Consider the following 13,695-nt stretch of genomic DNA (forward strand, 5'->3'; position numbering starts at 1 on the left):
ATAACCGAGTCTAACTGGTTCCTGCCTACGCAGGAAAGACGATTCTTTTGACGCCTCAGTCGCGCTAGAAAAACAGTTACGTAGCCTGCTATGCACCTATTTTCCTAACACGCCTGTGATGCCAAGACCCTGCGTTATACTTGCGGATATTATTAACCCATCTTCGTCACTTTTATCTTTCCAAGTTATTGATTTATCGTTCGCATAAAATTTTCATCAAAAAAGCTCCTTTAAAATCAAAGGTGTTTTTTTTGAGGCTCCTGTAGTGCCATTTTAGTTTGCTCTGCCTATTGATTTTTCCTGGTTTTTCCTTGATGCTAGTGGCATGTATATTCGAAGAACCAAAACAAAGAGTCTGGAAGACGGCTCCGCTTATTTCACTTACCGCATTGTTGAGTCTTTTCGTATAGGGAAACAAGTCAAGCAACGCACATTGCTCAATATAGGTGCGGACTTTACTATCGAGAAAAAGTATTGGCCCCTGCTAACGGCCAGAATTGAACAATTACAACAAGGTTCGGAACCCCATCAGGAAGAGCTATTCCATTTAGCTGATGATTTAAATCAACTGCTGGAAGCAACGGCTCAACGCTATAGCGCACTGATGACTGCAAAACTGTCACAACCACTAGACTCACAAAGCTCAGAACGGGATTATCATTCTGTTGATATTAACCATGTCGAAGCCATTAATGCCCGCAGTATAGGCGTGGAAACCTTGGCACTGCATGCTGCACAGCAATTGCAGCTAGATGAGAAACTCACAGCACTGGGCTTTAATAAAATCGATACGGTGACAGCACTGGGCAGTATCATCGGACGTATAGTTTCACCCGGCAGTGAATTGAAAACACATGATTGGTTGCAAAATCGAACGGGGCTGGGTGAGCTGCTGGATCATGACTACGGCAATACAAGCCTGACACGATTATATACGGTCAGTGACAAGTTACTCAAACACCAGGCAACTCTTGAATCATTTCTGGCTAACCGCGAGCAGACTTTATTCAATTTAAACCGCAAGATTGTATTGTACGATCTGACCAATACTTATTTTGAAGGCCAATGTACCCAAAACCCGAAAGCGCAATTCGGTCGCTCCAAAGAGAAACGCACAGACTGTCCACTAGTGACCCTGGGGCTGATTTTGGATGGTGACGGTTTCCCATTGAGTAGTCAGGTTTTTCCCGGCAATGCCAGTGAGCCCGCGACTCTGAAGCTCATGCTTGAGGGACTGCGAGACAAGGATCCCTTTCATCAAATAAAGCCGGTGGTTATCATGGATGCCGGCATTGCCAGTGCCGACAATGTTGCCTGGTTAATCGAACAAGATTATCATTATCTCGTCGTCAGTCGAGAACAGCACGTAAAAAACCCAAGAGACCAGGAAAGCCCGGTAACAGTCAGGGATACCCCGGACAGTAATGTCGTTGTGTATCGTGAAGTTGATCCAGAAACCAGGGAAACCCGACTCTATTGTCACTCAGAACAAAAGGCAAAAAAAGAACAAGGTATCCGTAACCGCTTTCATGTTCGTCTGGAAGAAGCCCTGGAAAAACTGCACACGGGCCTGAGCAAAAAAGGCACCCTTAAAAAATACGACAAAATACTGGAACGTATCGGCCGGCTACGTGAAAAACATAGCCGCGTTGCTGCTGACTACACCATCAACGTCATGGCGGATGACAAAAAAAACAAAGCCACCAGTATCGAATGGAAACGTAAACCTGAAAGTGACCAGAAAGATCAACACTGTGGTGTGTACTGCCTAAGAACAAATATCCCTGACTGGTCGGAAGAACAGTTATGGACGACCTATACCATGCTCACAGAGATTGAAGCGACCTTTAGAAGCCTGAAAACCGAACTGGGTTTGCGCCCTGTCTACCACCAAAAAGAAGACCGGGTTACCGGACAGCTATTCATTACATTATTAGCTTACCACTTGGTACATACACTGCGTTATCAGCTTAAACTGCAGGGCATTCATCTAAGCTGGGAAAGCATTCGCAACATTATGTCGACCCAGCAACGTTTGACCATTACCTTACCCACTGATAACGATACAATCATTCACTTGCGAACCACAAGCAAAGCAGAAACCAGACAAAAACAAATCTATACTGCTTTGAATATTAACCCCGACCCGATAGGAAAAATTAAAACGACCGTTGATATGAAATCTGTAGTGCCAACTGAGACCGATTGAAAAATTTAACTCATTGAAATAATGGGGAATTGACTGTATAAGTCACGAAGATGGGTTAAATTCTCGATCCTAAGCCCACTATTCTTAATTTATGCATTGCAAAAAAACAGCTTTTCTAAATTCTGTGTTATTTAAAAGAATTTTGTAACTACTCAGACATGCTGAGTAGTTACAGCAAAATAAATACTGTAGGATGGGCAAAGGGCTTCATCCGTGCCCATCAACGAAAACATGATGGGCACGTCGTACCTCCTTTGCCCATCCTACAAAACTAAGCAGCGAGCATTCAATAATAACCGAGTCTAACTGGTTCCTGCCTACGCAGGAAAGACGATTCTTTTGACGCCTCAGTCGCGCTAGAAAAACAGTTACGTAGCCTGCTATGCACCTGTTTTCCTAACACGCCTGTGATGCCAAAACCTTGGGTCATACTTGCGGATATTATTAAATTCTCGATCCTAAGCCCACTATTCTTAATTTATGCATTGCAAAAAAACAGCTTTTCTAAATTCTGTGTTATTTAAAAGAATTTTGTAACTACTCAGACATGCTGAGTAGTTACAGCAAAATAAATACTGTAGGATGGGCAAAGGGCTTCATCCGTGCCCATCAACGAAAACATGATGGGCACGTCGTACCTCCTTTGCCCATCCAAAAAACTAAGGAGCGAGCATTCAATAATAACCGAGTCTAACTGGTTCCTGCCTACGCAGGAAAGACGATTCTTTTGACGCCTCAGTCGCGCTAGAAAAACAGTTACGTAGCCTGCTATGCACCTATTTTCCTAACACGCCTGTGATGCCAAGACCCTGCGTTATACTTGCGGATATTATTAAATTCTCGACTCTAAGTTCACTATTCTTAAATTTACCTGATTACGTATGACTCTCAGCCATAGTAAAATAAAACATGAATAATCAGCATGTTAACAAACTCGTCATTCCCGAAGTCTTTTATCGGGAATCTATGCTTAACCCACTAGATTCCTGCTAGAAGCATCAGGAATGACGAAGTATAGCTGAGACTTATGGGTAATCAGGTAAATTTATGCATTGCAAAAAAACAGCTTTTCTAAATTCTGTGTTAATTAAAAGAATATTTGCCTGTATTGTTTTCTTTTGTCTCAACAGCTGTACTACGCCTGCTGAAAATTTTTCCCAGACAGCAATAGACTTACAGTACCACCAACAACTCATCAAAACACAAATTTTCGAGCACCAAATCTTTGCAAACCCTGTTGCTCACTATAAAGAGAATTCCAATATTATCCATGTCTACCTCGATGGTGATGGTACTCCCTGGGAACACAATCGCTGGCCAGCCATAGACCCAACATCCAGAAACCCGATGATTCTGAACTTAATGCAGCTGGATCGATCACCCGCCATTCTTCTGGGCAGACCCTGTTATCACGGCTTACACAAAAACCCAAAGTGCTCGGCTCAATACTGGACATCACACAGATATTCCTCACTTGTAGTACAGAGTATGGCACAAGCCCTCAGGCAATGGCTGGCAATAAGGAAATATAATCAAGTCATCCTGATAGGTTATAGCGGAGGCGGAGTATTAGCCATGTTATTAGCAAAGCAGGTTCCCAAACTCAAAACAGTTGTCACATTTGCAGCAAACCTGAATGTAAACGAATGGAGCCGGCATCATGGTTACTTACCGTTACAAAACTCCTTAAACCCAGCTGACCATACGACTGAAACATCTCAGATCCACCAACTTCATATTGCCGCTAGCGAAGATAAAATAGTACCGCCCTATATCATCGAGCAATTTGCTAACAGCCAAGCCAATGCCGAGTTCCTACTAGTTCCGAACCAGGACCACCGCTGTTGCTGGACTCAAGTATGGCCTGAAATTTTAAAGCTCTTTTAAAGAGTTCATTCGTGCTATAAGATTAATTCAGGCGTTAGGGAGAGAGAGTGGTCGTTAATTAACATTTGTGTTAAGGTTTTGCGTAGAGCGTCTTTTTGTGACTCGTGAGAGCGCACCTACAAAAATGTTAAATTAATTCACCATATGTACTTAGTATGCTTTGCTAACCTTTACAACCAGAAATATCAAATCCCCTCCAATCCTTTATTCTATAATTCTCTATTATGAGCAAACAACCGGAAAAATCCAGCAATGTCGTTTGGCATCAATCTACTGTCAGCAGGAAACGCCGTGAAGAAAAAAACAAACATAAATCTGTTGTCCTCTGGTTTACTGGCTTATCTGGTTCCGGAAAGTCAACCTTAGCTCATGCAGTAGAAGAAAAACTCTACCAACTTGGGCTGAATACCTTTGTTCTGGATGGTGATAATGTACGTCATGGTCTTAATAAGGACCTAGGCTTTAGTGACCAGGACCGCAAAGAAAATATCCGCCGTATTAGTGAAGCTGCAAAGCTAATGTTAGAAGCAGGCGTGATAACTTTAACAGCTTTCATTTCACCCTTTAAAGTCGAAAGAGAAATGGCAAGAAGCCTAATGCCTCATGGTGATTTCATCGAAATCCACTGTTACTGTCCGTTAGAAGTTTGTGAAACCAGAGATGTGAAAGGACTTTATAAAAGGGCGCGTAACGGTGAAATCAAAGACTTCACTGGTATCTCCTCCCCCTATGAAGCGCCAGTTAAACCTGAGTTAAAAGTAGACACAAATTCGCTAAGCCTTGAAGCAGCTGCAAACCAGGTTATTGCATTATTACGCGAAAGACATATATTACCGGAAGCAAGCTAAAACAATGTATTACGACATTTTTAATGGTGATGCTGATGGCATCTGCGCCCTGATACAATTGCGCCTCGCAAACCCTCTTGAATCGACATTAATCACGGGTATTAAACGAGATATACAATTACTCAAAAGAGTCGATGCCCTTAAAGGTGATCAGCTAACTGTTTTAGATATTTCTATGCAAAAAAATAGTCAGCAACTAAATGATTTACTGTCTAGGGGTGCAAACATATTCTATGCAGACCATCACCAGGCGGGTAATATACCAGAACACCCAAACTTAACTGCATTAATTGATACTAGTACGGATACGTGTACCAGTTTAATCATAGACAAACATCTATCAGGTCAATTCTCAATGTGGGCAATTACTGCAGCATTCGGGGATAATTTGTACGACAGTGCAGAGTTTCTGGCCAAGTCTATTAATATCAACGCTCAAAACCTTCAGTTACTAAAAAACCTGGGGACCTACATCAACTATAATGGTTATGGGAGTTGCCTTGAAGATTTGCACTTCCCCCCGGATAAGCTCTATCTTGAAATGACAAACTACAAATCGCCATTAGATTTCATTAACCAGAATCACCTTATCTATCAGCAATTAGAAAATGGATATCTCCAAGATATGCAGCAAGCAGTGCAGATAAAACCAGAATATAGTTGTAACAAAACTGCCGTTTTTATATTACCTGATCATGCCTGGGCAAGACGAGTAAGTGGTGTTTTTAGTAATGACCTGGCGAACCAATCCCCTGATAAGGCACATGCAGTTCTTACTTTAACACCAGATAATGACTACCAAGTTAGCGTAAGAGCCCCTTTAAATAACAAAATAATGGCTGACGAACTATGTTCTTCATTTCCTACCGGTGGTGGGCGTAAAGCGGCTGCGGGAATCAACCACTTGCCACTGACTACTTTACCCGCCTTTATTGCCAAGTTTAATGATATTTATAAATAAACATTTGTTTCTACACTCACCTATCCAATCATAGTACCCCTATTTCAAATTGCTTTTATGCTTTACCTACCCACCATACAAGCATGAACACTCATTCACAAATGTTCGAGTTTTTCTGTAAAGTTATAAAAGTGTTTCATACGCTGAAAATCATGGAAACGGAGCGCGAGCGAAGTGATGATTTTTAGTCCGCGATAGCCGTAGGGCCGATTGTTTTGTCGTAGTCTGAGCGATAGCGAAGGGGGAGACAAAATAAAAAGGCCATCCGACACGGCGTCAAGTCATTTGGAGCCAATGTTCCGCCCCCTTATTGGGTCGGGACGAGGACGAATCGGGGCCGCCGGAGGCATAAGGGAGATGGAAAGAAATAATCATCCAGAACAACCAGGAGAAATGGTCAAAAACCATTTCTCCAACGATGGCATTCGGTCAACAAACTGATAATACGTCTTCATTGCTTTTTTACCTACCTTTACTCCTGTTTCATATATTTTTTCTGTTAATTTAACAATAGGTGCTTTGCCATTGTAGGTCATACTTTTGGCAAATTTTAAAGTTGTTTCAACTGTATCCATTATGTCGCCACTAATATGATTTTCATAGGCTCCCCATACTCGTTCAATTGGGTTATATTTACTATGATAAGGAGGGTAGTAGGCCAGTTTTATCTTTATGTTGCTTTTTTCAGCAAACTCCACAAGCCTTTTTATAAACTGAGTTCTGGAGCTACTGTTCTCCATACCATTGTCAGCGTTAATTGTCAGAATATCTACTCCATATTTTTCTTGAATTTCTGGCCAAATTTCTTCCAATCGGTCAACGATGAAATCACTGCTGGCATAGCCTGCTGTAAAGAAAAGGAAAAAATCATCATGTTCAGGCAGATAAAAACCAAAAGGAGTTAACTTTTCCTTAACATCTAAATCATGATCCTCTGCTTTTGTTAAAACCCGATTTCGTCCTCCCCGTGAAAAATTTCCTATATTCATTCTTGCTTTGGCATCAATTGATATACGAATCTCTTTTGGGTTGATATCTGCCATTCCATTGACTGAATGAACTTGTTCAAAAATTGCATCCGTTTCCTTGATTTTCTTATGAGGCTTTGTTTTTTGTACCTTTTTTGGATGGTAACTCAGGTCATTTAATTTTGTATTGATAGTTTTTGAGCAAGGTAATGTTTTTTCATCGTAATAATCAATCTCCAGTAAACGTTTTCTAACTTCTTTAGCCGTTAGCCGGGTATATAATCGACAGGAATTAAAAGAGGGATCCGTTTGACACTCCGGTTCAGCAATTTTTTTTATGTCATCAAGTAGATGAGGAAAATGCTCTTCACTTTTATTACGCCCTCTCGCTGAAAAATTATCTTCTATGGGCTGAGTTTCAAGTTCATATTGTCCTTTTCGGATAGTGCCTCTATTCCATCCTAGTTTTTCTTCAGCAATACTTGCACCACCTGAGCCTAGTAGCTCCACCGTTTCAGCCATGAATATACGACGTACCGAGCCTTTTAAACGATGGGCTGTATTTATAATCCAACCTATAATGCTATCTGTTAATATCAACAAGCTTATCTGCCTAGTGTGAGAATAAATTCAGAATTCATTATTATAAATTATTGAGACACAAGCTTACTTCGTTTGGATGATTATTTCTTTCCATCTCCCTAAGCTTTCTAGTATCACTTTCTGTGCAATTCCAACGACGGGACTTTCTCTTAAATCATCAATATCTGCGTTGAAAGCCAAACCTAATAATGCGACTTTAGGGTGCTTAAATTGTTCAGCAACATGGCGAAATTTATTCAGTACGAACTCGGGATTTGAATCATTTACTTACCTAGTTGTTCGAATCAATCTTGCCTCATCCGGAGCGGAGTCAACTATAAACCAAAAATCAACTGCTATACAATGCCCACCCACACCAGGCCCAAGTTTTAATTATTCACACGGGGGTGACGGTTTGCCAGCTTAATAAGTTCCCAAACATTGATACTGAGCTTATCGCAAATGAGAGACAATTCATTCGCAAAAGCAATATTCACATCTCTAAAGGAATTCTCAGTTAATTTTGCCATTTCAGCTGTTCGTACATCAGTGATAATACATTCAGCTTTAACAAATAATTGATATAAAGATTTTGCCTTCTCAGCACAATAAGGTGTTATGCCACCTATCACTCTATCATTTGAAACCAGTTCCTGTATCACATGACCAGGCAGTACTCGCTCAGGGCAATGTGCAACTTGTATATCCGTCTGTTCACTTCCATTGCGAAATCTTTTCAGTAGTACCCACCGGAGAAGTCGATTCTAAAATAACCAAATTCCCTTTTTCAAGCACTGGGGCAATTTTTTTAACGGCGGATTCTATATAAGACACATCCGGTTTAAGCCATCAGAAAAAGGTGTCGGCACAGCAATCATAATCACATCGGCCGCTTCTGGTTCTATAATCGCCCGTAATTTCCCAGTGGTTACCGCACTTTGCACCAGCATATCCAGGTCAGGCTCGACGATATGAATTTTACCCTGATTAATCGTATCCACAGCATGTTGCGAGACATCTACGCCGATAACCTCTACACCTCTTGAAGCAATCACCGCGGCTGTTGGCAAGCCTATGTAGCCTAATCCTATTACCGAAACTTTTTAAATACTGTTTTATGCATAGGTCGCAACTCCCTCGACTATTCGTTGACTAGCCTGACCATCACCATAGGGATTATGTGCGAAACTCATTTTACGATATTCCTCTTGATTATCCAAAAGTAGACATACATTCTGGGTGATTTTTCTTTATCAGCACCTACTAGCCTAACAGTACCCGCTGTTACCGACTCTGGTCTTTCAGTCGTATCCCACATTTCCAACACGGGTTTAGCTAAAGAAGGTGCTTCTTCTTGAATGCCCCCTGAGTCGGTAAGACTAATAGTCGCAATACTCATTAAATAAACATAGCGACTAACTATATAGACAGAGGCAATAAACAGCCTATTTTATAGCGGGTATGCAGGAGACTAAAAAACACAAAAATCGGGCTAAAACCCTGTCAAGAACTTTTTTAATTATTTACGCTGAGTAGTTACCCCTTTTCTTCACTTTATTACCAATATTGCCTATTATCATTTTTGCATCCTTAGTTAAATAACAACTGCTTTATTTCTTTTTACCCTTAATTTTTAACTTTAGCAAATGAACCTGGCGCCCATCTGCTCTTAGTACCTCAAAACGAAACCTGTCTTCTTCGACTTTTTCACCTTTTTTAGGCATGTGCTCTAAACGCCCAACAATAAAGCCGCCTATCGTATCAAATTCTTCGGTATCAAAATTTACCGAGAAGTATTCATTAAAGTCTTCTAGTGGTGTTAACGCTTGTACAATATACTCTTTATCACTACGCTTTGTAATGTACTCTTCATCTGCATAGTCATGTTCGTCTTCTATCTCACCTACAATTTGCTCCAACACATCTTCAATGGTGACGACACCTGCTACCGCACCATACTCATCTACCACAATTGCCATATGGCTACGTTTTGACCGAAATTCTTTTAATAGGACATTCAGCCTTTTGCTTTCCGGCACTACAGTTGCAGTACGCATGAGCTCTTCGACTTTAATATTTTTTCTATCTAAAGCATGTACCAACAAATCCTTTGCTAATAGTATTCCGACGACTTCACTTTTATCTTCACTAATCACCGGAAACCGTGAGTGACCATATTCGATAACCACCGGATAAATATCTTCTAATGAGGCGTCCTTTTTAAGTACGATCATTTTCTTGCGCGGCACCATGACATCGCGTGCTCGCTGCTCAGAAACCTGCAATACACCTTCTAACATCTTCAGCGCATATTTATCTAAAAGATGTTTTTCTTCTGCCTCTCTTAAAATACCTAACAAATCTTCTCTATCTTGAGGCTCTCCCCCCATCATCTGTCCAATACGTTCCATCCAGCTTTTTTGCGAAGATTTATTACCGTCCGCTAGCTCGTCAGCCATTTACTTCATTCTCCTGATAAGGATTATCTATCTTTAATTGTTGTAACAAATAAACTTCTTTCGTTTCCATCTCATGAGCTTCTGTGTCATTAATATGATCAAAACCAATAAGATGCAAAACACCATGGATTATAATATGTGCCCAATGATCACTTAAGGCTTTACCCTGATTTCTTGCTTCCAGTTGCAAAACTTCAGCACAAACAACCAGGTCACCTAACAGATGGAGACCTTCTACGTCTGCAGGCTTTTCAAACGGAAAACTTAATATATTTGTAGGGCCTTGCTTATGCCGATATTTTTCATTCAGATCTGTTATCTCTTGAGTATCAACGATACGGATAAGGACTTCTGCATCCCTAGTATAATCAATCAGTGCCTTTTCTACCCAAAGCTGCAGTTCTGCATCGTCAGGCAAGAGAGGGGAATCGATAATTCGCTGTACTTCCAGGTTACGCATTAGCATCAGTCTTGCTTGCGCTCATAGTCTTCGTAGGCTACCACGATACGCTGCACCAAAGGATGTCGCACGACATCTTTAGCATTAAAAAATGTAAAGCTAATACCATCAACGTCTTTGAGTACCTTTAAAACATGCTTTAGGCCTGACATTTTCTCGTTGGGTAAATCTATCTGGGTAATATCCCCCGTAATAACTGTTGTCGAACCAAAGCCTACTCGTGTTAAGAACATTTTAATCTGCTCATTTGTCGTATTTTGCGCTTCATCCAAAATAATAAACGCATCATTTAAGGTGCGACCCCGCATAAATGCGAGTGGCGCAACCTCGATAACTTTACGCTCAATCAATTTCTCTGTCCGCTCAACACCTAACATTTCATACAGGGCATCATAAAGAGGCCTTAAATAAGGATCGACTTTTTGCGCCATATCACCCGGCAAAAAACCCAATTTCTCGCCAGCTTCTACTGCAGGTCTTACCAGTACGATACGTCGCACTTGCTCTGACTGTAATGCCTCCACCGCACAAGCAACCGCTAAATAGGTTTTTCCTGTTCCGGCAGGTCCAACGCCAAAATTAATATCATAAGACATTATTCTTTTTAAATAGTCCCTTTGATTGCTTCCTCGCCCTTTTAAAACACCACGCTTGGTTTTAATAAAGACTTCTGAGTTGACCTCATCCTGAGGAGATTCCTCTACTATATCTTCTATATTTGACTGTTGCATGGATAGGTGAATCTGTTCGGGCGTAATCTCTTCATTTGCAGCATCACTAAACAATGCTTGTAATATTGCTTTAGTCGCTTTAGTCGCCTGGACTAACCCCGTGATTTTAAATTGATTACCTCGATTAGCAATTTCTACGTTTAAGCGTCGTTCTATTTGCTGTAAATGTGCATTAAACTGCCCACACAGATTTGCTAAACGCTGATTATCAACAGGTTCCAGGGTTAATTCTAATGTTTCTCTGCTCACCCACTATACCTGCTGTAAGATTTTATCAAGAGAGGATTCTACTAATCTGCCGCGCAGAGAGTTAGGCAAAGCTTCGGTAACCAGCACATCAACAAACTGCCCTGTTAGACGAGGATGGCCTATAAAATTCACCACACGATTATTTTCTGTCCGCCCCGTTACCTGTAACTGATTTTTCTTAGAGACACCTTCAACTAGTACTGTCTGTACCGTATCAACCATTCCCGAGGATATCGCCATAGTCATTTCATCTAAGCGCTTCTGTAATATTTTCAGTCGTTGTTTTTTTGTGTCTTCGCTAGTATCGTCAGGAAAATCTGCAGCTGGCGTTCCTGGGCGTGGGCTATAAACAAAACTATAAGAAAAATCAAAACCGACTTGCTCAATTAAATCCATGGTATCGGCAAAATCCGCATCCGTTTCACCCGGAAAACCAATAATGAAATCGGAAGATAAGCTGATACCCGGTCGCACGGCTTTAACTTTTTCCATGGTAGTTAAATAATCAGCTCGCGTATGTCCGCGCTTCATCATTGATAAAATGCTATCGCTACCACTTTGTACGGGTAAATGAAGATGATTGACTAGTTCAGGAATTTCGGCGAAGGCATCCACTAGTTCATCAGTGAACTCTATTGGATGTGAGGTGGTAAAACGAATTCGATCAATGCCATCTATAGCGGCTACGAAGTGCAGTAATAGTGCAAAATCAGCAAGCTCGCCGTCTTCCATTTCACCACGGAAAGCATTGACATTTTGACCCAGCAGATTAACTTCCCTTACACCTTGCTCGGCAAGAGTGGTAATCTCATCAAGTACACTCTGTACCGGACGGCTAATTTCCTCTCCGCGCGTATACGGCACCACACAGAAGGTGCAATACTTACTACAACCTTCCATTACCGACACAAAGGCCTTGGGGCCGTCTGCTCTGGGCTCAGGTAAGGCATCGAATTTTTCAATTTCGGGAAAGGATATATCAACTACCCGCTTGACACCGCTACGTGATTTATTCAGTAGTTCAGGTAAACGATGCAGGGTTTGCGGACCAAAGACAATATCAACAAAGGGTGCACGCTTTTGAATCGCCTCACCCTCCTGACTCGCGACACAACCACCGACACCGATAATAATATCCGGGCGCTTTGCTTTTATTTTGCGCCAGCGACCCAATAATGAAAATACTTTTTCTTGCGCTTTTTCTCGAATTGAACAAGTATTTAACAGCAAGACATCCGCTTCTTCCGGCGTTTCCGTTACTTCCATATTATGAGAAGCTTTCAGTACATCGGCCATTTTATCCGAATCGTACTCGTTCATTTGACAACCTGTCGTCAAAATAAATAATTTCTGCGCCATAGACTACGTGAGGGTTAACCTGTATTGCTAACAACTATCAAGTTTGTTTGACAGTAAATTCAAGCATTATACTCTTGCCATTGTGTTTGGTGAAATAATTAACGTAAATTAAAGCTTAGATTAAGCCCAAAGGTGATCTTAGCAAAGATAACTATTTTTTGGTCTTGCTTATTAAATGATCCATTTTATGAGCTTTGGTCTGCAAATAGGCACGGTTGTCACAATTTGACTCAATTTCAATTGCGATACGACCCTCAACATTTACATCAAGTGACTGTAGTTGTTCAATCTTATTTGGATTATTAGTTATTAGTTGAATAGACTCTACCTGCAAGTTTTCTAACATTAACGCCGCAATAGTGTATTCTCGCTCATCAGCTAAGTGGCCTAAGTGAATATTTGCATCAACCGTATCCATGCCTTTATCTTGTAAATTATAAGCCTGTAATTTTTTCAATAAGCCTATACCACGCCCTTCCTGACGAAGATAAATCAACACCCCAAAACCATGCTCGCTGATCAACTGTAACGCTCTATCCAGTTGATCACCACAATCACAACGTCTGGAACCTAAGACATCACCGGTAAAGCATTCTGAATGGATTCTGACAGGCACCTCAGCCTTATGGGTGATATCACCAAACACAAAAGCAATGTGCTCTTTATCATCCAGTGTATTACTAAAATAATGCAGTACAAACTCACCATATTGAGTCGGGATGCGTGTTTGTACCAGATTGGTAATTGCTGTTGTCAATGTGTTAAAACCTAATCAATCAAAAAAAAAGCGACAATTTCAACCTAGAAAAATCAGTTGCTCACGTTTTCTAGCACAAGCTCTTGATTCCACCGCACTTCCAAAAAATGTCCGCTTAACCTCTGGGTGAAGCTAAAATTTTTTGAAAGTATTATATGAATTCAATAGCTTGCACTATAAATTCGCGCTCAACTGATTTTTCTAGGTTCAAGGATTTGAAATGCG

At 41.0% G+C, this 13,695-nt stretch carries 14 protein-coding genes; 4 read left to right on the forward strand and 10 right to left on the reverse strand.

From position 1 onward, the window contains the following. Positions 1-325: 325 nt before the first annotated feature. The 4 genes from ACQY3F_RS09620 to ACQY3F_RS09635 all read left to right on the forward strand — a co-directional run bounded on the left by ACQY3F_RS09620 (position 326) and on the right by ACQY3F_RS09635 (position 5,905). Positions 326-2,209, forward strand: coding sequence for an IS1634 family transposase (locus ACQY3F_RS09620; protein ID WP_428353388.1), 1,884 nt, complete (start codon positions 326-328; stop codon positions 2,207-2,209). Between the two features lie 1,047 nt (positions 2,210-3,256). Further along, positions 3,257-4,096 carry an alpha/beta fold hydrolase gene (locus ACQY3F_RS09625; protein ID WP_428354629.1) on the forward strand — a complete coding sequence of 280 codons (840 nt, stop codon included), beginning with the start codon at positions 3,257-3,259 and terminating at the stop codon, positions 4,094-4,096. 224 nt (positions 4,097-4,320) lie between these two features. Next, on the forward strand, positions 4,321-4,944 hold the full coding sequence (cysC, locus tag ACQY3F_RS09630) for an adenylyl-sulfate kinase (RefSeq protein ID WP_428354630.1): 624 nt from the start codon (positions 4,321-4,323) through the stop codon (positions 4,942-4,944). A gap of 4 nt (positions 4,945-4,948) precedes the next feature. Beyond that, entirely contained in the window at positions 4,949-5,905 is a 957-nt protein-coding gene (locus tag ACQY3F_RS09635; protein WP_428354631.1) for a DHH family phosphoesterase, read from the forward strand. 371 nt (positions 5,906-6,276) lie between these two features. Here the strand turns inward: ACQY3F_RS09635 and ACQY3F_RS09640 are convergent, their stop codons facing one another. The 10 genes from ACQY3F_RS09640 to ribA form a co-directional block, all read right to left on the reverse strand. Further along, positions 6,277-7,473 (reverse strand): ISAzo13 family transposase, encoded by a 1,197-nt coding sequence (locus ACQY3F_RS09640; RefSeq protein WP_428352931.1) that lies wholly within the window; start codon positions 7,471-7,473, stop codon positions 6,277-6,279. Positions 7,474-7,844: 371 nt separating this feature from the next. Further along, positions 7,845-8,117: a hypothetical protein gene (locus tag ACQY3F_RS09645; protein WP_428354632.1), complete on the reverse strand. Its 273-nt coding sequence runs from the start codon at positions 8,115-8,117 to the stop codon at positions 7,845-7,847. Positions 8,118-8,169: 52 nt separating this feature from the next. Continuing rightward, complete coding sequence (locus ACQY3F_RS09650; RefSeq protein WP_428354633.1) at positions 8,170-8,289, reverse strand: hypothetical protein; 120 nt, start codon at positions 8,287-8,289, stop codon at positions 8,170-8,172. After that, positions 8,277-8,525 (reverse strand): hypothetical protein, encoded by a 249-nt coding sequence (locus tag ACQY3F_RS09655; RefSeq protein WP_428354634.1) that lies wholly within the window; start codon positions 8,523-8,525, stop codon positions 8,277-8,279. Before ACQY3F_RS09655 ends, ACQY3F_RS09650 begins: the two co-directional genes overlap by 13 nt. A gap of 119 nt (positions 8,526-8,644) precedes the next feature. Further along, positions 8,645-8,899, reverse strand: coding sequence for a UDP-N-acetylglucosamine 2-epimerase (locus tag ACQY3F_RS09660; RefSeq protein ID WP_428357652.1), 255 nt, complete (start codon positions 8,897-8,899; stop codon positions 8,645-8,647). 166 nt (positions 8,900-9,065) lie between these two features. Beyond that, on the reverse strand, positions 9,066-9,914 hold the full coding sequence (locus ACQY3F_RS09665) for an HlyC/CorC family transporter (protein WP_428354635.1): 849 nt from the start codon (positions 9,912-9,914) through the stop codon (positions 9,066-9,068). Further along, positions 9,907-10,374: an rRNA maturation RNase YbeY gene (ybeY, locus tag ACQY3F_RS09670; RefSeq protein ID WP_428354637.1), complete on the reverse strand. Its 468-nt coding sequence runs from the start codon at positions 10,372-10,374 to the stop codon at positions 9,907-9,909. Before ybeY ends, ACQY3F_RS09665 begins: the two co-directional genes overlap by 8 nt. A gap of 5 nt (positions 10,375-10,379) precedes the next feature. Then, complete coding sequence (locus ACQY3F_RS09675; protein ID WP_428354639.1) at positions 10,380-11,354, reverse strand: PhoH family protein; 975 nt, start codon at positions 11,352-11,354, stop codon at positions 10,380-10,382. A gap of 3 nt (positions 11,355-11,357) precedes the next feature. After that, positions 11,358-12,713: a tRNA (N6-isopentenyl adenosine(37)-C2)-methylthiotransferase MiaB gene (gene miaB, locus ACQY3F_RS09680; RefSeq protein WP_428354640.1), complete on the reverse strand. Its 1,356-nt coding sequence runs from the start codon at positions 12,711-12,713 to the stop codon at positions 11,358-11,360. A gap of 151 nt (positions 12,714-12,864) precedes the next feature. After that, positions 12,865-13,470: a GTP cyclohydrolase II gene (gene ribA, locus ACQY3F_RS09685; protein ID WP_428354641.1), complete on the reverse strand. Its 606-nt coding sequence runs from the start codon at positions 13,468-13,470 to the stop codon at positions 12,865-12,867. Positions 13,471-13,695 lie beyond the last annotated feature (225 nt).

The organism is Methyloprofundus sp. (genome assembly GCF_965251085.1).
GTDB lineage: Bacteria > Pseudomonadota > Gammaproteobacteria > Methylococcales > Methylomonadaceae > Methyloprofundus.

Excerpts from the sequence above, each read along its gene's own strand:
- ACQY3F_RS09665 (WP_428354635.1), bottom strand. The coding sequence starts at position 9,914 with ATGGCTGACGAGCTAGCGGACGGTAATAAATCTTCGCAAAAAAGCTGG.
- ACQY3F_RS09620 (WP_428353388.1), top strand. The coding sequence starts at position 326 with ATGTATATTCGAAGAACCAAAACAAAGAGTCTGGAAGACGGCTCCGCT.
- cysC (WP_428354630.1), top strand. The coding sequence starts at position 4,321 with ATGAGCAAACAACCGGAAAAATCCAGCAATGTCGTTTGGCATCAATCT.
- ybeY (WP_428354637.1), bottom strand. The coding sequence starts at position 10,374 with ATGCGTAACCTGGAAGTACAGCGAATTATCGATTCCCCTCTCTTGCCT.
- ACQY3F_RS09625 (WP_428354629.1), top strand. The coding sequence starts at position 3,257 with ATGCATTGCAAAAAAACAGCTTTTCTAAATTCTGTGTTAATTAAAAGA.
- miaB (WP_428354640.1), bottom strand. The coding sequence starts at position 12,713 with ATGGCGCAGAAATTATTTATTTTGACGACAGGTTGTCAAATGAACGAG.
- ACQY3F_RS09635 (WP_428354631.1), top strand. The coding sequence starts at position 4,949 with ATGTATTACGACATTTTTAATGGTGATGCTGATGGCATCTGCGCCCTG.